The sequence below is a fragment of the Rhizobium sp. AN73 genome, from assembly GCF_030757975.1.
Taxonomy (GTDB): domain Bacteria; phylum Pseudomonadota; class Alphaproteobacteria; order Rhizobiales; family Rhizobiaceae; genus Agrobacterium; species Agrobacterium arsenijevicii.
The window spans coordinates 1,924,073-1,942,145 of the sequence record NZ_JARWME010000001.1 but is presented as its reverse complement, the minus strand read 5'-3'; the positions used below and the strand labels follow the sequence as shown (position 1 = coordinate 1,942,145).

General features: G+C 59.2%; 19 protein-coding genes. 5 read left to right on the top strand and 14 right to left on the bottom strand.

The features are described from left to right. Window positions 1–23: 23 nt before the first annotated feature. Genes RBH10_RS08680 through RBH10_RS08670 form a run of 3 tightly spaced genes read left to right on the top strand, consistent with a single transcriptional unit; the run spans window position 24 to window position 2,744 of the window. Window positions 24–896 (top strand): carbohydrate ABC transporter permease, encoded by an 873-nt coding sequence (locus RBH10_RS08680; RefSeq protein WP_111789198.1) that lies wholly within the window; start codon window positions 24–26, stop codon window positions 894–896. A gap of 12 nt (window positions 897–908) precedes the next feature. Beyond that, complete coding sequence (locus RBH10_RS08675) at window positions 909–1,733, top strand: carbohydrate ABC transporter permease (protein WP_111782392.1); 825 nt, start codon at window positions 909–911, stop codon at window positions 1,731–1,733. 12 nt (window positions 1,734–1,745) lie between these two features. Next, on the top strand, window positions 1,746–2,744 hold the full coding sequence (locus RBH10_RS08670; RefSeq protein ID WP_306180521.1) for an ABC transporter ATP-binding protein: 999 nt from the start codon (window positions 1,746–1,748) through the stop codon (window positions 2,742–2,744). 9 nt (window positions 2,745–2,753) lie between these two features. On the opposite strand, the gene RBH10_RS08665 is transcribed toward RBH10_RS08670, so the two are convergent. The 8 genes from RBH10_RS08665 to RBH10_RS08625 form a co-directional block, all read right to left on the bottom strand. Beyond that, complete coding sequence (locus tag RBH10_RS08665) at window positions 2,754–3,830, bottom strand: ABC transporter ATP-binding protein (RefSeq protein ID WP_281037406.1); 1,077 nt, start codon at window positions 3,828–3,830, stop codon at window positions 2,754–2,756. Window positions 3,831–3,833: 3 nt separating this feature from the next. Further along, a complete protein-coding gene (locus RBH10_RS08660; protein ID WP_003510396.1) occupies window positions 3,834–4,664 on the bottom strand; it encodes a carbohydrate ABC transporter permease in 831 nt (276 codons plus the stop codon). A 3-nt stretch (window positions 4,665–4,667) separates the two neighbouring features. Beyond that, a complete protein-coding gene (locus RBH10_RS08655) occupies window positions 4,668–5,612 on the bottom strand; it encodes a carbohydrate ABC transporter permease (protein ID WP_003510397.1) in 945 nt (314 codons plus the stop codon). A 149-nt stretch (window positions 5,613–5,761) separates the two neighbouring features. Next, window positions 5,762–7,021 carry a sugar ABC transporter substrate-binding protein gene (locus tag RBH10_RS08650; RefSeq protein ID WP_281037407.1) on the bottom strand — a complete coding sequence of 420 codons (1,260 nt, stop codon included), beginning with the start codon at window positions 7,019–7,021 and terminating at the stop codon, window positions 5,762–5,764. A gap of 38 nt (window positions 7,022–7,059) precedes the next feature. Further along, window positions 7,060–8,232, bottom strand: a complete 1,173-nt coding sequence (locus RBH10_RS08645; RefSeq protein WP_281037408.1) for a PLP-dependent transferase — start codon at window positions 8,230–8,232, stop codon at window positions 7,060–7,062. After that, window positions 8,229–8,921 (bottom strand): FadR/GntR family transcriptional regulator, encoded by a 693-nt coding sequence (locus tag RBH10_RS08640; RefSeq protein ID WP_162686919.1) that lies wholly within the window; start codon window positions 8,919–8,921, stop codon window positions 8,229–8,231. The genes RBH10_RS08645 and RBH10_RS08640 overlap by 4 nt, the downstream gene beginning before the upstream one ends. 310 nt (window positions 8,922–9,231) lie before the next feature. Further along, entirely contained in the window at window positions 9,232–9,705 is a 474-nt protein-coding gene (locus RBH10_RS08635; RefSeq protein ID WP_281037409.1) for a ribonuclease H, read from the bottom strand. A gap of 426 nt (window positions 9,706–10,131) precedes the next feature. Further along, complete coding sequence (locus RBH10_RS08625; protein WP_281037410.1) at window positions 10,132–10,665, bottom strand: nuclear transport factor 2 family protein; 534 nt, start codon at window positions 10,663–10,665, stop codon at window positions 10,132–10,134. Between the two features lie 227 nt (window positions 10,666–10,892). On the opposite strand from RBH10_RS08625, the gene RBH10_RS08620 reads away from it, so the two are divergent. Further along, window positions 10,893–11,327: a GNAT family N-acetyltransferase gene (locus RBH10_RS08620; protein WP_281037411.1), complete on the top strand. Its 435-nt coding sequence runs from the start codon at window positions 10,893–10,895 to the stop codon at window positions 11,325–11,327. A gap of 146 nt (window positions 11,328–11,473) precedes the next feature. Here RBH10_RS08620 and aztC read toward each other — a convergent pair whose 3' ends face one another. Genes aztC through aztA form a run of 3 tightly spaced genes read right to left on the bottom strand, consistent with a single transcriptional unit; the run spans window position 11,474 to window position 14,188 of the window. Continuing rightward, on the bottom strand, window positions 11,474–12,484 hold the full coding sequence (aztC, locus tag RBH10_RS08615; protein WP_281037412.1) for a zinc ABC transporter substrate-binding protein AztC: 1,011 nt from the start codon (window positions 12,482–12,484) through the stop codon (window positions 11,474–11,476). 29 nt (window positions 12,485–12,513) lie between these two features. After that, entirely contained in the window at window positions 12,514–13,380 is an 867-nt protein-coding gene (gene aztB, locus RBH10_RS08610; protein ID WP_281037413.1) for a zinc ABC transporter permease AztB, read from the bottom strand. Then, window positions 13,373–14,188 carry a zinc ABC transporter ATP-binding protein AztA gene (gene aztA / locus RBH10_RS08605; protein WP_281037414.1) on the bottom strand — a complete coding sequence of 272 codons (816 nt, stop codon included), beginning with the start codon at window positions 14,186–14,188 and terminating at the stop codon, window positions 13,373–13,375. Before aztA ends, aztB begins: the two co-directional genes overlap by 8 nt. Before the next feature lie 437 nt (window positions 14,189–14,625). Here aztA and RBH10_RS08600 point away from each other — a divergent pair, with 437 nt between their 5' ends. Then, window positions 14,626–15,831 (top strand): GTP-binding protein, encoded by a 1,206-nt coding sequence (locus tag RBH10_RS08600; RefSeq protein ID WP_281037415.1) that lies wholly within the window; start codon window positions 14,626–14,628, stop codon window positions 15,829–15,831. A 112-nt stretch (window positions 15,832–15,943) separates the two neighbouring features. Here RBH10_RS08600 and RBH10_RS08595 read toward each other — a convergent pair whose 3' ends face one another. From RBH10_RS08595 to RBH10_RS08585, 3 genes are all read right to left on the bottom strand, one after another. Further along, window positions 15,944–16,381, bottom strand: coding sequence for a YqaA family protein (locus tag RBH10_RS08595; protein ID WP_281037416.1), 438 nt, complete (start codon window positions 16,379–16,381; stop codon window positions 15,944–15,946). A gap of 85 nt (window positions 16,382–16,466) precedes the next feature. Next, on the bottom strand, window positions 16,467–16,745 hold the full coding sequence (locus tag RBH10_RS08590) for a hypothetical protein (RefSeq protein WP_281037417.1): 279 nt from the start codon (window positions 16,743–16,745) through the stop codon (window positions 16,467–16,469). After that, window positions 16,742–17,848: a GTP-binding protein gene (locus RBH10_RS08585; RefSeq protein ID WP_281037418.1), complete on the bottom strand. Its 1,107-nt coding sequence runs from the start codon at window positions 17,846–17,848 to the stop codon at window positions 16,742–16,744. The genes RBH10_RS08590 and RBH10_RS08585 overlap by 4 nt, the downstream gene beginning before the upstream one ends. Window positions 17,849–18,073 lie beyond the last annotated feature (225 nt).

Genomic DNA, 18,073 nt, shown 5'->3' with positions numbered 1-18,073 from the left:
ATTGGTCATGGAGGGGACTACCAATGGCAACACGAAACACGAGCGGTCTTGCGCGGGTTATGCTTGCGCCATCGGTGCTGCTGCTTCTGGTGTGGATGATCGTGCCTCTGGCGATGACCCTGTGGTTTTCGTTCCAGAACTACAATCTCCTCAACCCTGCCAATGTCAGCTTCGCCGGCCTGTTCAATTACCAGTATTTCTACACCGATCCGGCCTTCTTCCAGTCGATCTGGAACACGCTGCTGATCGTCGGCGGCGTGCTTTTGATCACCGTCATCGGCGGCATCGCCATTGCGCTTTTGCTCGACAATGACATCTTCGGCCAGGGCATCGTGCGCATCATGATCATCTCGCCGTTCTTCGTCATGCCGCCGGTGGCAGCACTGGTGTGGAAGAACATGATCATGCATCCCGGTTATGGGGTGCTCGCCGATCTCTCGCGCTTCTTCGGCCTGCAGCCGGTCGACTGGTTCGCGCAGTTTCCGCTGCTCTCCATCGTCATCATCGTCGCCTGGCAATGGCTGCCTTTTGCAACGCTGATCCTCCTGACCGCCCTGCAGTCGCTTGATGGCGAGCAGAAGGAAGCGGCCGAGATGGATGGCGCCAACTTCATCAATCGCTTCGTCTACCTGACGCTGCCGCATCTGGCCCGCGCCATCACCGTCGTCATTCTGATCCAGACGATCTTCCTGCTCGGCGTTTATGCGGAAATCCTCGTCACCACCAATGGCGGGCCCGGCTATGCCTCGACCAACCTTGCCTTCCTCATCTATCGCACGGCGCTTTTAGGCTACGACGTCGGCGGCGCATCGGCCGGTGGCATCATCGCCGTCGTGCTCGCCAATATCGTCGCCATCTTCCTGATGCGCGCCGTCGGCAAGAACCTCGACCGTTAAGGAGAACCGATCATGGCCCGCAAGACAACCACACGCGCAAAGATCGGCTTTTCCATCGCGGCATGGGCCGTGGCGCTTTTGCTGTTCTTCCCGATCCTTTATGCCTTCCTCACCTCGATCAAGACCGAGCCGGAGGCCATCGCAGGCTTCAGCCTCATTCCCTCGGGCACGCTGGAAAACTACATCACCGTGCAGACCCAGCGCGATTACTTCAAGCCGTTCATGAACTCTGTCGTGCTGTCGCTCGGCTCGACGATCATTGCGCTCATCATCGCCATTCCCGCCGCCTGGGCGATGGCGTTTTCGCCGACCAAGCGCACCAAGGACATTCTGATGTGGATGCTCTCCACCAAGATGATGCCGGCGGTGGCCGTGCTGGTGCCGATCTACCTGATCTTCCGCAATGCCGGCCTGCTCGATACCCGCATCGGCCTCACCGTCATGCTCACCTTCATCAACCTGCCGATCGTGGTGTGGATGCTTTACACCTACTTCCGCGAAATCCCCGGCGAGATCCTCGAAGCAGCCCGCATGGATGGCGCATCGCTGTGGAACGAGATCGTGCATGTGCTCACCCCAATGGCGGTTCCGGGCATCGCCTCGACGCTGCTTCTGAACGTCATCCTCGCCTGGAACGAATCCTTCTGGACCATCCGGCTGACAACCACCAATGCGGCACCGCTGACGGCCTTCATCGCCTCCTTCTCCTCACCGCAGGGGTTGTTCTGGGCAAAACTCTCGGCCGCCTCGATGATGGCGATCGCCCCCATTCTCGTCATCGGCTGGTTCTCGCAGAAACAACTCGTGCGTGGCCTCACCTTCGGCGCCGTGAAATAAGGAACGACAATAATGGGCAGCATTTCCCTTCAGAACGTGTCCAAGCTCTTCGGCGAGGCAAAAGTCATCCCGTCGATCGATCTCGACATCCATGACGGCGAGTTCGTCGTCTTCGTCGGCCCGTCCGGCTGCGGCAAGTCAACGCTGCTGCGCCTGATTGCCGGGCTGGAAGACGTCTCCGGCGGCAGAATCGTCATCGACGGCAAGGACGCCACCGAAAAGGCCCCGGCCGAGCGTGGCCTTGCCATGGTGTTCCAGTCCTATGCGCTTTATCCGCATATGAGTGTCAGGAACAACATCGCCTTCCCGCTGAAGATGGCCAAGCTCGACAAGGCGGTGATCGACAGGAAGGTCGACGATGCCGCCCGCATCCTAAACCTCACCGATTATCTCGAACGCCGGCCCTCGCAACTCTCCGGCGGCCAGCGCCAGCGTGTCGCCATCGGCCGCGCCATCGTGCGCGAACCGAAGGCGTTCCTGTTTGACGAGCCGCTCTCCAACCTCGATGCGGCGCTGCGCGGCACCATGCGGCTGGAAATCTCCGAGCTGCACAACACGCTGAAAACGACGATGATCTACGTCACCCACGACCAGGTGGAAGCCATGACCATGGCCGACAAGATCGTCGTCCTCAATCGCGGCAATATCGAGCAGGTCGGCTCACCGATGGAGCTCTACAAGACACCGCGCAACCTCTTCGTCGCCGGCTTCATCGGCTCGCCGCGCATGAACCTGGTGACCGGCGACTACGCCCGCAGTAAGAATGCCACCACCGCCGGCGTGCGGCCAGAGCATCTGGTGCTGTCGAAGGAAACCGGGCTGTGGCAGGGCAAGGTGACCGTCGCCGAACATCTCGGCTCGGATACCTTCCTGCATCTCGAGGTCCAGGGCATCGGGCCGATCACCGCACGCACCGACGGCGAGTTCGAATGCAGGCATGGCGATACCGTCTTCATCACTCCCGATGATACCAAAATACACAGGTTCGATGATAAGGGCATCGCAATATGAAGCCTGAGGTCAGGCCTCGCCGATCCTGACACCGTCTCTGTCAAAGACATGAAGCCGTTCCTGCGGGAAACCGACCCGCAGGGATTTGCCCGGCTGCAACAACGCCCGATCAGACGAAAACAGCTTGAAGGGCAATCCGTGCACGGTCAGATGCAGGATGATCCCAAGGCCGGTCGGTTCGACCAGATCGACCGCCGCTTCGACACCGCCTTCAGCGGGCGTAACGGTGACATGTTCCGGCCGGATCCCTAGTGTGACAGGTTCACCATCGGCAAGCTTCACATCGCGGCCGAGTTCAAGGCGCGTACCATCGCCGAGCACGACGAAACTGCCGCCATTCTCCCGTCCGATCCGCCCTTCGAGGAAATTCATGCCGGGTGATCCGATAAAACCGGCAACGAAAAGATTGGCGGGACGGTCGTAAAGATCGAGCGGCGCGCCGATCTGCTGCACATGGCCGGCATTCATCGCGACGATACGCGACGCGAGCGTCATCGCCTCGATCTGATCATGGGTAACGTAAACCGAGGTGGCTCCGAGATCGGCATGCATGCGCTTGATTTCGGCCCGCATCTGCTCGCGAAGCCGCGCATCGAGGTTGGAGAGCGGCTCATCGAACAGAAAGGCCTTTGGCTGGCGCACGATGGCGCGGCCCATGGCGACGCGCTGGCGCTGGCCGCCGGAAAGCGCTTTCGGCCGCCGCGCCAGATAAGGATCGAGGCCGAGTTTCGCGGAGGCGCCCGCCACGGCCGCCGCAATGGTTTCCTTGGTGCTGCGGCGCAGGCGCAGGCTATAGCTCATATTGTCTGCCACGCTCATATGCGGATAGAGCGCATAGGACTGGAACACCATGGCGATATCCCGGTCCTTGGGCTTGCGGTCGTTGACGCGTTCGCCATCGATGGTCAATTCGCCCGCTGAAATCTCTTCCAGACCGGCGATCATGCGCAAAAGCGTCGATTTTCCGCAGCCGGACGGGCCGACGAGGACGATGAATTCTCCGTCCTCGATCTTCAGATCGACCCCGTGCAGGACGGCGAGATCGCCATAGGTCTTGCCGACATTCTTCAGCTCGATGGAAGCCATGGATTATCCTTTCACCGCGCCGGCCGTCAGGCCCTGCACGAGATAACGTTGAATGAGCAGGAAGAAGAGGCAGGCCGGAATGAGCGCCAGAACGCCCGCCGCCATCATCTGCCCGAAATCGACGGAAAATTTCGACACGAAGGTCAGAAGGCCAACCGGGAAAGTGGCGCTCTGGTTGCCCGAAATCAGCATCAGCGCAAACAGCAGCTCGCTCCACGCTGCGGTGAAAACGAAGCCCAGCGTCGCAGCGATGCCCGGCAGCGTCAGCGGCAGGATGATCTGGCGGAAGGCCGTAAACCGGCTTGCCCCATCGATCATCGCCGCCTCTTCCAGATCCTTCGGAATACCGTCGAAGAAGGATTGCATGAGGAAGGTGGCAAAGGGCACGTTGAAGGCGGTGTAGACGATGACGAGACCGGTCAGACTGTTGGTGAGGCCGAGCGGCGACAGCATCTTGAAGATCGGCGCGACCAGCATGACCAGCGGAAACATCTGGGTAATCAGCATCAGCGCCACGATCCAGTATTTGCCCTTGAAGCGGAAGCGCGACAGCGCATAACCTGACAGTGACGAGAGTACCGTTACGGCAAGTGCCGTGGAGCCGGCAACGATGACACTGTTCTTAAAAAACGTCGGGAAGGCACTGTTTTCTATGACATAACGGTAGTGATCAAGCGTCGCATGCGACGGCCACATCCGCACGCCCTCGCTATAAAGCAGGTCGTTCGGCGTGACGGAAACCTTGAGCAGCCAGAACAGCGGAAACAGCGCAAAGACGATATAGGCGAGGATCGCCAGACGATGGGCAAGGGTGAGGAATATCCTTGATGTCATCGGTCAGTCCTTCTCGATAAGGCGCTGGCGCAAAAGCACGATCAGCATGGAATAGGCCAGAAGCAGCACCAGAAGCACCAGCGCGATGGCCGAGGCATAACCGAAATCGAGACGCCGGAAGGCCTGAGTGAAGATGTAGCTCGCAACGATCTGGGTACGGTCCGCCGGTCCACCATTGGTCATCACGATGATGAGATCGGCGAAATTGGCAATCCAGACGGTGCGCAACAAAACGGTGATGGCGATGGTGGGCGCCAGAAACGGCAGGGTGATCGAGGTGAAGCGCTGCAACGGGTTTGCCCCGTCGATGGAAGCGGCCTCATAAAGATCACGCGGGATCGCCTGAAGTGCGGCAAGCAATGTGATGGCGAAGAAAGGAATCCCCCACCAGACATTGGCAATGATCGGTCCCCACATGGCGAGATGCGGATCGGCGAGAATATTGTTCGGCGCGGAGAGAAGGCCGAGCGAGACCATCCAGTGCGGCAGCGGCCCGATGACGGGGTTGAACAGCCACGCCCAGTTGAGACCAGCGAGGAACGTTGGCACGGCCCATGGCAGGAACACCAGCGCCTGCGCCAGCCCCCTGCCCGCGAAAGGTTTGTCCAGCAGCAGCGCCAGAATGAGACCGAAGAAGAATTGCAGGAACACCGAAGCACCGGTCCACCACAGCGTGTTCTTCAGCGCCCGGTAAAAGGCCGCGTCCTGCGACAGCGCCTCCAGATGTTTCAGGCCGACGAAGCCGCCGGAAAAAGGATTGAGCAGCTGCACATCGCGAAACGCATAGGACAGGCCGAGCACCAGCGGCACCAGCATGACGGCGACGATGAGCACAAGCACGGGCGCACTGTAGAGCCAGGGTTCGGCCCAGTCGGCAAACCTTCGCATCGCTGGTTTGCCAGCCGGTTTGCGCGCGGCCACCGGCCCGGCGCCATGGGCATAGGACATTGTATCGCTCCCTGAACGGACGACGGAACGGACAGGATTCCAGCCTTTGGCCGGCCGATCCGAAAAATTGCAAGATGAAGGCCTGTCGCACCGAAGGCCCGGCAAACAGCCGCGCGGACATCAATTGCCCGCGCGGCCGGCCGTGTGGTTTATTTCGAGGCGAGGAACTTCTGCTGCGCCTTCGTCATGTAATCAGCCCATTGCTTGGCGAGTTCTTCCGGCGTGATATCGCCGAGAAGCGCTTCCTGCGATGTCTTGATAACCAGCGAATCCTTGAAGAAGGCGAACTCCTCAAGGTAGGTCGGCATCTTCGTCGGCACGGCGTTCTTGTCCGCCAGCTCGTTGAACCAGCCCTTGAACTGCTCGCTGGCATAGAAGGGGTCCTTCTCCGCCGACTTGTGCACCGGCAGCGCGCCCGTCTTCTTGTTCCACTCGATATTGCCTTCCGGCCCTTCGAGAGTCTCGACCAGTTTCCACGAGAGGTCCTTGTTGGCGGAGGCCGACATGATCGACCAGCCGGCGAAACCGATGGTCGGGAAGGTCTTGCCATCAGGTCCCTTCGGCATGGTCATGACACCGAAATCCTCCGGCTTCATGCGCTGGGCAATGGCGATAAGGGCGTCCGGATCCTGATCGAGAAAGGCGCAGGTACCGGAATAAAAGCCCGCGACGATCTCGTTGAAGCCCCAGTTGACGCTGTCCTTCGGCGCCAACCCGTTCTTGTAGAGATCGATCACGTAGGTCAGGCCCTTCACCCAGCCGGGGCTGTCAAAGGTGGATGTGCCGTCCTTGGTGAAGAACTCGTTGGAACCCGCCATGGATGCGCCGAACATGACCCAGCCGTTAAGGCCACCCGGTCCGCCGCGCAGGCAATAGCCGTATTTGCCGGGAAGTGCCGCGACCTTCTTGGAGGCATCGGCAAACTCGTCGAGCGTCTTCGGCGGTTCCTTCACGCCGGCCTGTTCCAGCAGTTTCTTGTTGTAGAACATGGCGCGGAGATAAAAGCCGTATGGCAACATATAGGCCGTGTTCTTCACGTCGCGGCCGAGTTCCAGCGTGCGCTCGCTCAGACCCTTGGTGTGTTCCCACTTGGCAAGATAAGGCTCAAGGCTCTCCAGCATGCCGTTATTGGCATAAAGCGAAAGCCAGGTATCGGGCATTTCCATCACATCAGGCACATCGCCGGCGGAAACCATCGTGGCGAATTTCTGGAAGGCCTCGCTCCAGGGCAGAGAGATGATCTCCACCTTGGTGCCGGGATTGGCGCTTTCGAACTTCGAAACGATGCCCTTCAGCGTTTCCGTTCGCTCGGGACTTGTAATGACTTCGACCAGTTTCAAGGTCGTGTCCGCCAGCGCCGTTCCGGTCATCAAGGCGGTAAAGATTGCTGCTGCTACCAGTTTTTTCATGTCGTTCTCCCCGTTTTTGTCGTCAGGTTTAAAACGCGTCAGGCGGCCGTGGCCGCCTTGATCGCGGGTTCGAGATCGTTCCAGAGCGCTTCCGTGCCCTCCAGTCCGACATGCAGGCGCACCGAACGCGCGCTGATGCCGAACGTGTGGGCAGAGTTCGGCTGCGCCTTCTGTTCGAGCACCACTTCACCGGGGACGATCAGGCTTTCATGCCCGCCCCAGGAAACACCCAGTTTGAAAAGCTTGAGGCGGTCGGCAAAAGCGCGCACATCCACCCCTTCCTTGAAAATGAAGGAAAACAGGCCGGACGTGCCGTTAAGGCCGGGCGGCAAACGGTTCGCCAGTCCCGGATGGCAGACCTTCTCTACCACATCTAGCGCCTGCAGGCGGCTGGCAATATCCAGCGCCGATGCCTGATGCGCCTTCATGCGCAGCGGCAGGGTGCGCAAGCCGCGGATGAGCAACCACGCATCGAAGGGCGACATCTTGCCACCGAGATAGGGATAGGTCTCCGCCCGGATGCGGTCGATCATCGCCTTGGAGCCGGCAACGACGCCGGACACAACATCGCTGTGGCCGCCGAGATATTTCGATGCCGAATGCACGACGAGATCGACACCGAGCGAAATCGGCTGCTGGAAAACAGGGCTTGCCCAGGAATTGTCGATGACGGTGACCGCCCCATGACGCTTGCCGATGGCGGCGAGCGCGCCGACATCATGGGCTTCCATCACCCAGCTCGTCGGGCTTTCCATATAGAACAGCTTCGCGCCCGGCATTGCCTTTTCAACCGCCGCCTCATCGCGGCCATCGACATAGACGACCTCGATATTCATGCGCTGCATGAAGGTGCCGAACAGGCGGAATGCGTCGGGATAGACATGGCGCACCGCAACGATGCGATCGCCCGGCGACACGAAGGACAGCACGGTGGAGGAAATAGCAGACATGCCGCTGGCAAAACCGAGCGCATCTTCAGCGCCTTCGAGCTTGGCCAGCATTTCCTCGAACATGCGCACCGTCGGGTTCAGCCCGCGGGTGTAAACCGGTCGTACCTTCTCGCCGCGATAGGTGGAGACCATTTCGTCATAGCTGGAAAAGGTGAAAAGCGAGGTCTGCACGAGCGGCGGCACCACGGCTTCGAAAGCGTGGGTCTCGTCATGGGCGACGATCAGGGAGGCGGGATCGAAGAGATCGTTGCCTTGGTTCATTTCGACATGTCCTTGATATCCTCCTCGACGACAGCGAGGATTTTCAGTGTTTCTTCACGGGCGGTCTCCGCATCGCCGGCGGCGATGGCGTTGAACAGCGTGCGGTGGAATGGAAAGGAGCGGCCGGCGAAATCTGGGCGGTCGAACGGCTTCGACCAAAAGCGTTCGAAACCTTCGCGCATCTGCTCCAGAAGTTGCTTGAAAAGCGTATTATGGGTGGCGTCATAGATCGAAAGATGGAAGGCAAGATCGGCCTTGCCGGAGGTTCCTTCGGCCAGATGCACTCGCTCCATCTCATCGAGCCGCGCTTCCATCGTGGCGATATCCTCGGCCGTCCGGCGGCGCGCGGCGGCCATGGACGCCTCCACCTCAATGCCGCGACGCACTTCCAGCGTCATCAACAGCGCGTCGCGCAGGCTCTCGGCATCGATGGAAATCGGCATATGCACGGTGGCGGCAGAAATCGGCTTCAAGAGGTAATTGCCGCTGCCCTTGCGGCTGTCGATGACGCCCAGCGCCTGAAACTTGCGGATGACTTCGCGAATGGTGGAACGCCCGACGCCCAGCGCCGCCATCAGCTCCCGCTCGGCAGGCAGCCGGTCTCCAGCCTTCAGCCCCGCCCTCTCGACATAATCGGAAAGTGCCGCCTCGACCTGGCGCACACGGTCGCTCGGCGGAATGGGCTGCATCAGTTGGCGGCTGGATTTGTCCAAGACGTACCCTTTGAATTGGTCTGACATCTTACCATTTCAAACGGTAAATCGATTGTCAACCGGCAAGGACGGAAGCGAATGGTCCCGCCCCTCCACAATGTCCTGTTGCGCCTCCGAAATGGCATCAAAGCATCTGAAAGGATTCAAGCAGCCACGCGTATTTCCGTGGGCCAAAGTCGCGGTGAAAAAGTACCGGCGCAACCGCTCGATACGGAAAAGGTCCAGACCGAGGACGGCTGGGGTAAAGAGCTTAAGGCGCCGAAGCACTGCAGCTGATGGCCGCCGGCTAAGTCACCGCCAGGCGGGCGACCCCACGCGCTAACTCATCGGCATGCTCGTTACCGACAGTGCCGGAATGCCCCTTGCACCAGTCCACGACCACATGGGGATGCCGCTCGAGCAGGTCGTCGAGCTGCTGCCAGATTTCCATGTCAGGGATCGACCTTCGGCGGGTGTGCTGGTTAGGCGTGATTCGCTTCCAGCCGTTGGTCCGCCAGATCACCCGATATCGGCGACAGCCTTCGATGACATGAACCGCGTCCGTCCAGAGCGTGACTGCCCGCGCAGGCGCCTCGGCGGCGATCCAGGACATCGCGTTCAGGACGGCGAGGACCTCGAACGTATTGTTCGATGCGCCAACCGTCTTACCTGAAGCGGAATGGATCAGGTCGCCTCCTTCATGGACGACGAACGCCCATCCTCCGGATTGGGAGGCATCGTCGAAGGAGCCGTCGGTGAAGATGTGAAGCGTATTGGACATGAAGAGGGTATGTAGCACCGATACGGAAATCGCTAAAGGAAGAGTTCCAGGACCTTTGCGAAGGGATTCTTTAGCCCCCGATGCTGGTCTCGCCTTCTCGCGGATGACGAGGGTGCCCGCCTCCGCCGAGACTCCAGGCGAATCCGATTTCATTCGCATCGTGGCGCTGAAAAGACGTGCGCTTCCACATAACGGCCGTTCGGAAGTATCTCGTGGCGAATGTGGCCGTTTTCGGTGACTCATATACCGACATACGAGTGATCCGCTTGCGGTTTCGTTTCCTCGGCTATTACGGGCTGGGCCAGAAGCGTTGCGGCAATCAGGGCTGCAAATGTGAGCTGCACGGTCGCACCTCCCGTTTGATGCCCGGTGTTTCAGTGAGGAACGACCGCTGAATGCGGTCATCCCCGATGAACCACTGATGTTCTATTGCTGGCGCGGTTCGTTGTTGTCGACGACGTCCTGATAGGCGACGAGATCGAGGAAGGCCTCGGCCTCGACGACCGAGCCGTCCTCCATCCGGAATATCCACACGAACTGGTTGTTATAGCGCGCACCCGATGTCGTGGTGGCAGAGGCGTCGAAGCGGACGATAACCCTGTCCTCCAATGCCCAGATATGGTGGACTTCCGGCCTCAACCGGGATGCCAGGCGGCTGACGAGGGGAACCGATCCGCGCTGCATGAAATCCTCGATCCCGTTGTAGGTATCGGCAACCGGGCCGGAACCATGGATCGTCCAGCGGACATCGGACGACAGGAGATCGAAGACATTACCGCTCCCATTTGCCCACCCTTCGAAGGCCTCGCGAACGATGGCACCGTTGCGGGCCTCAGCCTCCGAGGTCGGCGCAGCACTTGTGCTGGCCTGCGCCGGGACAACAGCAACGACCAACGCCAGGGCAGATAGCAGGTTGCGCGCGGCGGCTACCTTGTTTCCGGTCCTTGAGACAAAAATCATGCGTTCACTCCTTTCGAGAAGGTTACGGCTTGGACAGACGACTTTCAGGTACACGGGGAGAATATGAACGCTCGAGACCATTGGCGGTATCCGTCACCTGCTGGACTGGATGGTTAGCAGCACTGGACAATGAAGATCGATCTCGACCTCCTGTCCCTCTTCCTCGCAGCGGACGTGACAGCCGTGTATTCATCAACTATCGGATTTGTTCCCAAGGTGAGGAATCGATGGAGATGGAAATGCCTTTCGTGACTATTCAGCGTGTTTTGGAGCCAGCGGAAGAGGATCGAAAGGCTATCCTTGAGCCTCTTCTTGCTTACAATCTCGCAAAAGCGGGACAAGAAAATTACAAGCGGCTCGCGCTTTTCCTCCGCGACAACGAAAATGAAATTCGCGGCGGCTTGTGGGCAAAGCTCTATTACGACTGGCTTTTCATTGAGCTGCTGTTCGTTCCGGAAGCCATGCGCGGGGAAAATCTGGGGGCGAAGTTACTTCGAGATGCGGAAGACTGGGCAAAAGGCGAGGGTTGCAACGGGGTTTGGCTCGATACCTTCGCGTTTCAGGCTCCCGAATTTTACAAGAAGCAAGGCTATGAGGTCTTCGGCACGATTGAGAACTATCCCGGGCCGCACAGTCGGTTTTTCCTGCGCAAGGTTTTTTGACACCGCTTCGAGACATGTCGTAGCCGGCGAATAAGCTCGCCCATTCTACGAAGAAGCGGATCCGGCAAGCAGCAGGGGTGTCACCACAAAAAGCAGAGAGGGCGGCGCAAGCCACCCTCCCCTAGCTCATAGAGAAATTGCCCGTCTTACTGGCTGAGAACGGCCGCCTTGATGGTATTGATGTTGTTATTGACCATATCGATATAGGTCGCGGCCGGGCCGTCGGCCTTGGAGAGCGCATCGGAATAAAGCGTGCCGCCGACTTTAAGGCCGGTTTCCTTGGCAATCTGGTCCATCAACCGCTTGTCGGTGATGTTTTCGACGAAGATCGCCGAAGCCTTGTCATGCTTGATCTGGTCGACCAGCTTGGCGACATCGGCGGCCGAGGCTTCGGAGTCTGTCGAGATGCCTTCCGGTGCGAGGAACTCTAGGCCGTAGGCATGTTCGAAATAACCGAAGGCATCATGCGATGTGATGATGATGCGCTTTTCCGGCGGAATGGCGGCAATCTCGGTTTTCACCTTCTCGTTCAAAGCAGCGAGCTTGGCGATATAGGCCTGCGAATTCGCGGTGTATGTGGCGCAACCGGCCTTGTCGACTTCGCAAAATGCGCCGGCGATATTCTTCACGTAGATTTCCGCGTTCTTGATCGACTGCCAGGCATGCGGATCGAATTCGCCGTGATGGTGTCCTTCGTGGTCATGCGCTTCAGCTGCCTCATGGCTATGGCCAGCCTCTTCCGCCTTGTGGTCGTGGCCTTCCTCTTCCTCGGCTTCCGGATGCGCGTGACCGGCGGGCTCGTCGGAAATCTTGAGCGGCTCCACACCCTTGGTCAGTTCCACCACCGGCGCCTTGGTGCCGCTGGTGTCAATCAGCCGTTTCAGGAAACCTTCGAATTCCAAGCCGTTCACCAACACCACATCCGCCTTGCTGACGGCAACGGCATCGGCCGGACGCGGCTCGTAGACGTGCGCATCGCCATCCGGTCCGACGATCGTGGTGATATTAACGCGGTTGCCGCCGACATTTTTCGCAAAGTCGGCAATGATCGAGAAGCTGGCCACGACCTTGAGTTCGGCAGCCGAAGCCTGCGCCATCAGGACCGGGGAAAGGGAAAGAAGGCTTGCGCAGGTGGCAAGACGAAGGGTTCTGAACATGAAGGGTTCTCCTTTTTCAAACGCTGTTTTCAGGCCGTTCTGTGACGACCGGAATCGAGAAGATCGCGCAGCACACCGCGTGTGCCGACGAGAATGGACAGGACATAGATGACGCCTGCGGCAAGGATGATCGCCGGACCTGAGGGCAGCGATGCATGATAGGACAGAAGCAGGCCGACAAAACACGAGACCATGCCGATGCCGATCGAGATGAAGCACATGGGCGCGACGCGGTTGGACCAGAAGCGGCTGGCGGCGGCGGGCAGCATCATCAGCCCCACCGAAAGCAGGGTTCCGAGCGCCTGAAACCCGCCGACAAGATTGAGAACGACAACGGCGAGGAAAAGGAAGTGTACCGGACTGCCCCAGTTGCTGACCGAGCGCAGGAACAGTGGATCGAGGCATTCCGCCAGAAGCGCCCGCCAGAACACCGTCATCACCACCAGCGTGACGATGCAGATGCCGCCAATCAGGCCAAGCGCCTCGTTGTTCAGCGCCAGCACCGTACCGAAAAGCACATGCATGAGATCCACGCTGGAACCGCGCCATGAGACGAGTAGCACCCCGAGCGCCAGCGAAATGAGATAAAATGCAGCCAGCGAGGCGTCTTCCTTCTGGATGGTGAAACGCGACACCGCACCGGCTCCGAGTGCGACCAGAAGGCCGACGACCAGCCCGCCGATCGTCATCGGCAATATCTCCAGACCGTAAAAAAGAAAGCCGACTGCTGCCCCCGGCAAGATGGCGTGCGACATGGCATCACCCGTCAGGCTCATGCGGCGCAGCATCAGAAACACCCCGACCGGCCCGCAACTGATCGCAAGGATCAAGGCGCCGCCGAGCGCCCGCTGCATGAAGACATACTGGATGAAGGGTTCGATGAGGATATCAGACATGGATATGCGAATGGACCTGAGAGTGTTTGGGGAAATCCTGCGGCTTTTCCGCAGAGGCGACCGCCTCCGTTGCAGCAGCGGGCTCGCACCAGGGGGCATCGCCATCCCATGCCTCATGAAAGCGTCGCGCCTGCTGCAGAATTTCTGGCCGCAGAACCTCCCGTGTCGGGCCGAAACCCACCAACCGTCTGGCAAGCAGAAGAGTTTGCGGGAAATGCTGACGCACCAGCTCGTAATCGTGAAGAACGGCCAGAACCGTGCGCCCTTCCGCAACCCATGTCTTGATCAACACCATGAGATCGGCAACGGTGCGTTCATCAACGGCGTTGAAGGGCTCGTCCAGCAGGATCAGCTGTGCATCCTGCAGCATGGCGCGCGCAAACAAGGCACGTTGCATCTGGCCGCCGGAGAGTGAATCAATGTTGCGCTTTTCAAAACCGGAAAGCCCGACTGCTTCCAGCACATGGCTCATCGCCGCCCGGTCCGACTGGCGATGACGGCCGAGCAGGCCGCGTTTCGGCCAGAGACCAAGCGAGACCAGATCACGCACCTGCGCCGGAAAGGAGCGATCGAGTTCAGATTGCTGCGGCAGATAGGCGATGGAAACATTTGGGCTGATACGGCATTCACCGCCGAGTGGCTTCAGAATGCCGGCAATGCCCTTCATCAGCGTCGATTTTCCCGAACCATTGGCACCGACCACTGCCGTGAGCGATCCCTTGACGATATCGCCATCCAGATGATGCACCGCTGCGCGGCCGGCATATCCAAGTGTGAGATTTTTGAAGGCAAGGCACGGATCGTTCATCGACCCCTCCAGGGCAGGAATTCATTCGATGACCCCTAATATGTAATGTTATTACATTCGTCAAACGAATATGTAATGAAATAACATTAACTATTGGAAAGGTGACCTGCGCCCCACCTACGCCGTCACCCTCGGCTTGACCCGAGGGTCCATGGTCACGCCGGATTGTGGATTCTCGGGTCAAGCCCGAAGATGACATTGAGTGTGGAGCCAGGCTTGTCATCAATAACAAGAGGGCACTTTTTGCTCATCCCCGCGAGCAACTGTCCGACTCCACCCCGTATGCAATTTTTCTACCGTCTGTTGACACGCCGCGCATATGTAATGTTATTACGTTACGAATCAAGAAACGATGTGACCTGGAGCCACATTGTTTCCAAACCGCCTGCCGTGGCCGCCATGACGTCCACGCGACCGTTGCTACAGAACGAGGTCCCATGTTGAAAAAACTTCCCGTCACCGTGCTTTCCGGCTTTCTCGGCGCTGGCAAAACGACGCTTCTGAACCATATTCTCGCCAACCGCGATGGTCTGCGGGTCGCGCTGATCGTCAACGATATGAGCGAGATCAATATCGACGCGGCACTGGTTCGCGATGGCGGCGCCAATCTTTCGCGCACGGAAGAGCAATTGGTGGAAATGACCAATGGCTGCATCTGTTGCACGCTGCGCGATGACCTTTTGACAGAAGTGCGGGCACTCGCCGAACAGGGTCGTTTCGATTATCTGCTGATCGAATCCACCGGCATTGCGGAACCACTTCCGGTGGCCGCCACCTTCGATTTTCGCGATGAAAACGGCCGCAGCCTTTCCGATGTCGCACATCTCGACACGATGGTGACGGTGGTGGATGCCGCCAACCTTCTCAACGATTACGGTTCCTCCGATTTTCTGGCCGACCGGGGTGAGATAGCGGGCGATGGCGACAACCGCACCATCGTCGATCTTCTGGTGGAGCAGATCGAATTCGCCGATGTCGTGGTTTTGAACAAGATCGGCACCGCCACGCCGGAACAACGTGACGCCGCCCGCAAGATCATCGTCGGGCTGAACCCGGATGCGAAACTCATCGAAGCCGATTTTGGCAAGGTGGAGCTGAAAGAGGTTCTCGGCACCGGCCGTTTCGATTTCGCCAGAGCCGAAGAGCATCCACTGTGGTTCAAGGAACTGCACGGTTTCAAGGATCACATCCCCGAAACCGAGGAATATGGCATCCGCTCCTTCGTCTATCGCGCCAAAAAGCCGTTCGATCCCGTGCTGTTCCAACGCTTCATAGACCGCGCCTGGCCGGGCGTGGTGCGCGCCAAGGGGTTCTTCTGGCTGGCCACCCGACCGGGTTATGTCGGCGAGATCAGCCAGGCGGGCGCACTGGTGCGCACCGGCAAGATGGGCCTGTGGTGGTCTGCAGTACCCAAGGAGCAATGGCCACGCGAACAACAGTTCCTCGATATGATGAAGCCCTATCTCGATCCGGTCTTCGGCGATCGTCGGCAGGAAATTGTCTTCATCGGCTCAGATCCGATGAGCGAGGCACGCATCCGCGCCCAGCTCGATGCCTGCCTGATCGATACCGAGGCCTTCACGCCGGATGCATGGCGACACCTGCCCGATCCTTTCGCAAGCTGGGATCGGCAGGCGGCTTGATCAAAAGCCACTGATGCGGTCGCATTTGGTGAAGGCGAAGCATCCGCACACCGTCACCCCGGACTAGATCCGGGGGCCAGTGCGATCAAGTCCGGCATGACGGAGGAGAGGTTTAGAGAAAATTCAGCGTCACGAGTGTCAGCGCGAGATAACGCCCGACCTTCGCGATGGTGACCAGCAGCAGAAATACCGGCAGCGGCTCCTTCATGATGCCCGCCGCAACCGTCAGCGGATCACCGATCAGCGGCGCCCAACTCAGAAGAAGCGACCATTTGCCGTAACGCCTGTACCAGTTCTGCGCCCGTTGCAGCGCGGCCTCCCCGACGGGAAACCAGCGTTTGTGCCGGAAGCGCTCGATGCCACGGCCGAGCAGCCAGTTGGCGAAGGAACCGGCGACATTGCCGGCGCTGGCCACCGCTACCAGCAGCCAGACCGGCTGGGATTTCAAGAGGATGAGACCGGCAAGTGCCGCTTCCGACTGCATGGGCAGGATGGTCGCCGCGATGAACGCCGTCAGAAACAAACCCGCATATACCGCCAGATCGGCCATTCCCTATCCTTCACTTTCCGCGAATCTCGCGGTCATTCCTGAAGTGCCGGATGATGGCGCCCGCCGTCAAGCATGCAGGCTGGCCTCACAACGGATCGGCGGCGATGACCTCACCGAGATCGGCGCGGTCTACATCCAGCAGCGCCTTGTGAATGGACAATTGCCGGGTTTTGCCGGACGCGGACAGAATGAGGATCACGGTTTCCTTTGGCGGGCAATCCGGCAGCGCGCAGGAAATCTCGTGGACGGAAACGATATCGTCCTCCGAAAGGCAAAGTAGCTCCCGAGCCCATTGCTTCAGAAGGCGGGCCTGCGAGACGATCGCCGGGCCGCTGCGCGCCAGCGGATTTGTGTCTGTCGTCATCGGAAAACCTTTCGCCCCGCGTGCAAGGCCAATGTGTCGAAGAGATCGCGGATCGGCTGCTGCGGCATATCCATGCCGATCAGGACGATGCGGGTTGAGCGGTTGCCATCCGGCCAGCTTTCCAACCGGGTCAACGGATAAAGCCGGTGCTGCACGGCATGGGCGACCACGGGGCGCTCCGGATCATCCGTCGCGCCGAAAATTCCCTTGAGCCGCAACAGGCCGGAATGCACATTACTGGTGACAAGTTCGAGAAAGGTAACAATCGCCTGCGGATCGAAAGCACCGTCGAAGGTGAGATCGAAAGCCTCGATCCCGACGCCATGGCGGTTGATATCGTGGTGATGAGCCGCATGCAGGCTCAGCCGGTCGGCCGCAAGCCAGCCCATCACGTCTTCCGGCTTGCCACGCAGCGAATAATCCGCCGCCGCAAACAACGTCACCAGATCGAAATCGCGCGCATTGCGGTCATGCAGGCGCGCAGCCGGATTGAGATCGGAGAGGCTCTCGCGGCTCATCGCGCCCCCGTCAGCGAGATCGGTTTTGGTCAAAACAATGTGATCGGCGAAGGCAAGCTGTTTCCAGCCCTCGATGAAACTATCGAGCATCGCCCGGCCGGAGGTGACGTCGAAAGCCGTGACGACGCCCGAGAGATGAAAGTGACGGGCGACGATATGGTCGCGCAGACCGGTGGCTGGTGTACCGCCGGCGATCAGGCTGTTGATGATCGGCGCGGGATCGGCAAGGCCGGTGGTTTCGATGACGACCCGCGAGATTTCCGGCACCATCCCTTCCAGAAAAGCCTGATGCAACTCGTAAAGGGAGGTGCGGATATCGCTGGTGGCGGTGCAGCAGATGCAGCCCGTCGTGGTTCGGAAATATCGCTCCGAACCCGTACGGACCAGACCGTGATCAATCGGCACCGCACCGAATTCGTTGATGATGACGGCAGCGTCACCCATTGCCGGTTCGTTCAGAAGCTCGTTCAGCAACGTGGTCTTGCCCGCCCCCAGAAAGCCGGTGAGCAAGGTGACCGGCACCGTCTTGCCGGTTGGCGTGACCGCCGAATCTTCCCTGCGTTCAATGGCCTTCTTTCGTTTCATTCCGAACACATCCGCACCTTCACATCAGCAAACTAAAGGAAAGAGTCTAACTTGTAATGTAATAACATATCAATATCGCCATCAAAAATTTCTCCGGGCATTTAATCGTTGCCTTCGCCAATCCCGACGCCTTGTTGCCCGCCATAGCCCCGAACACATGAGAAAACCAAAGCACGCGTGAAATAGAACAATAAATCTGTTTCCTTCACTTTCGTTTCAATCGTT

Excerpts from the sequence above, each read along its gene's own strand:
- aztA (WP_281037414.1), bottom strand. The coding sequence starts at position 14,188 with ATGAACGATCCGTGCCTTGCCTTCAAAAATCTCACACTTGGATATGCC.
- RBH10_RS08595 (WP_281037416.1), bottom strand. The coding sequence starts at position 16,381 with ATGGCCGATCTGGCGGTATATGCGGGTTTGTTTCTGACGGCGTTCATC.
- RBH10_RS08585 (WP_281037418.1), bottom strand. The coding sequence starts at position 17,848 with ATGAAACGAAAGAAGGCCATTGAACGCAGGGAAGATTCGGCGGTCACG.
- RBH10_RS08590 (WP_281037417.1), bottom strand. The coding sequence starts at position 16,745 with ATGACGACAGACACAAATCCGCTGGCGCGCAGCGGCCCGGCGATCGTC.
- RBH10_RS08620 (WP_281037411.1), top strand. The coding sequence starts at position 10,893 with ATGGAGATGGAAATGCCTTTCGTGACTATTCAGCGTGTTTTGGAGCCA.
- aztC (WP_281037412.1), bottom strand. The coding sequence starts at position 12,484 with ATGTTCAGAACCCTTCGTCTTGCCACCTGCGCAAGCCTTCTTTCCCTT.
- RBH10_RS08670 (WP_306180521.1), top strand. The coding sequence starts at position 1,746 with ATGGGCAGCATTTCCCTTCAGAACGTGTCCAAGCTCTTCGGCGAGGCA.
- RBH10_RS08680 (WP_111789198.1), top strand. The coding sequence starts at position 24 with ATGGCAACACGAAACACGAGCGGTCTTGCGCGGGTTATGCTTGCGCCA.
- RBH10_RS08655 (WP_003510397.1), bottom strand. The coding sequence starts at position 5,612 with ATGTCCTATGCCCATGGCGCCGGGCCGGTGGCCGCGCGCAAACCGGCT.
- RBH10_RS08665 (WP_281037406.1), bottom strand. The coding sequence starts at position 3,830 with ATGGCTTCCATCGAGCTGAAGAATGTCGGCAAGACCTATGGCGATCTC.
- RBH10_RS08650 (WP_281037407.1), bottom strand. The coding sequence starts at position 7,021 with ATGAAAAAACTGGTAGCAGCAGCAATCTTTACCGCCTTGATGACCGGA.
- RBH10_RS08645 (WP_281037408.1), bottom strand. The coding sequence starts at position 8,232 with ATGAACCAAGGCAACGATCTCTTCGATCCCGCCTCCCTGATCGTCGCC.
- RBH10_RS08600 (WP_281037415.1), top strand. The coding sequence starts at position 14,626 with ATGTTGAAAAAACTTCCCGTCACCGTGCTTTCCGGCTTTCTCGGCGCT.
- RBH10_RS08640 (WP_162686919.1), bottom strand. The coding sequence starts at position 8,921 with ATGCAGCCCATTCCGCCGAGCGACCGTGTGCGCCAGGTCGAGGCGGCA.
- RBH10_RS08675 (WP_111782392.1), top strand. The coding sequence starts at position 909 with ATGGCCCGCAAGACAACCACACGCGCAAAGATCGGCTTTTCCATCGCG.
- aztB (WP_281037413.1), bottom strand. The coding sequence starts at position 13,380 with ATGTCTGATATCCTCATCGAACCCTTCATCCAGTATGTCTTCATGCAG.
- RBH10_RS08635 (WP_281037409.1), bottom strand. The coding sequence starts at position 9,705 with ATGTCCAATACGCTTCACATCTTCACCGACGGCTCCTTCGACGATGCC.
- RBH10_RS08660 (WP_003510396.1), bottom strand. The coding sequence starts at position 4,664 with ATGACATCAAGGATATTCCTCACCCTTGCCCATCGTCTGGCGATCCTC.
- RBH10_RS08625 (WP_281037410.1), bottom strand. The coding sequence starts at position 10,665 with ATGATTTTTGTCTCAAGGACCGGAAACAAGGTAGCCGCCGCGCGCAAC.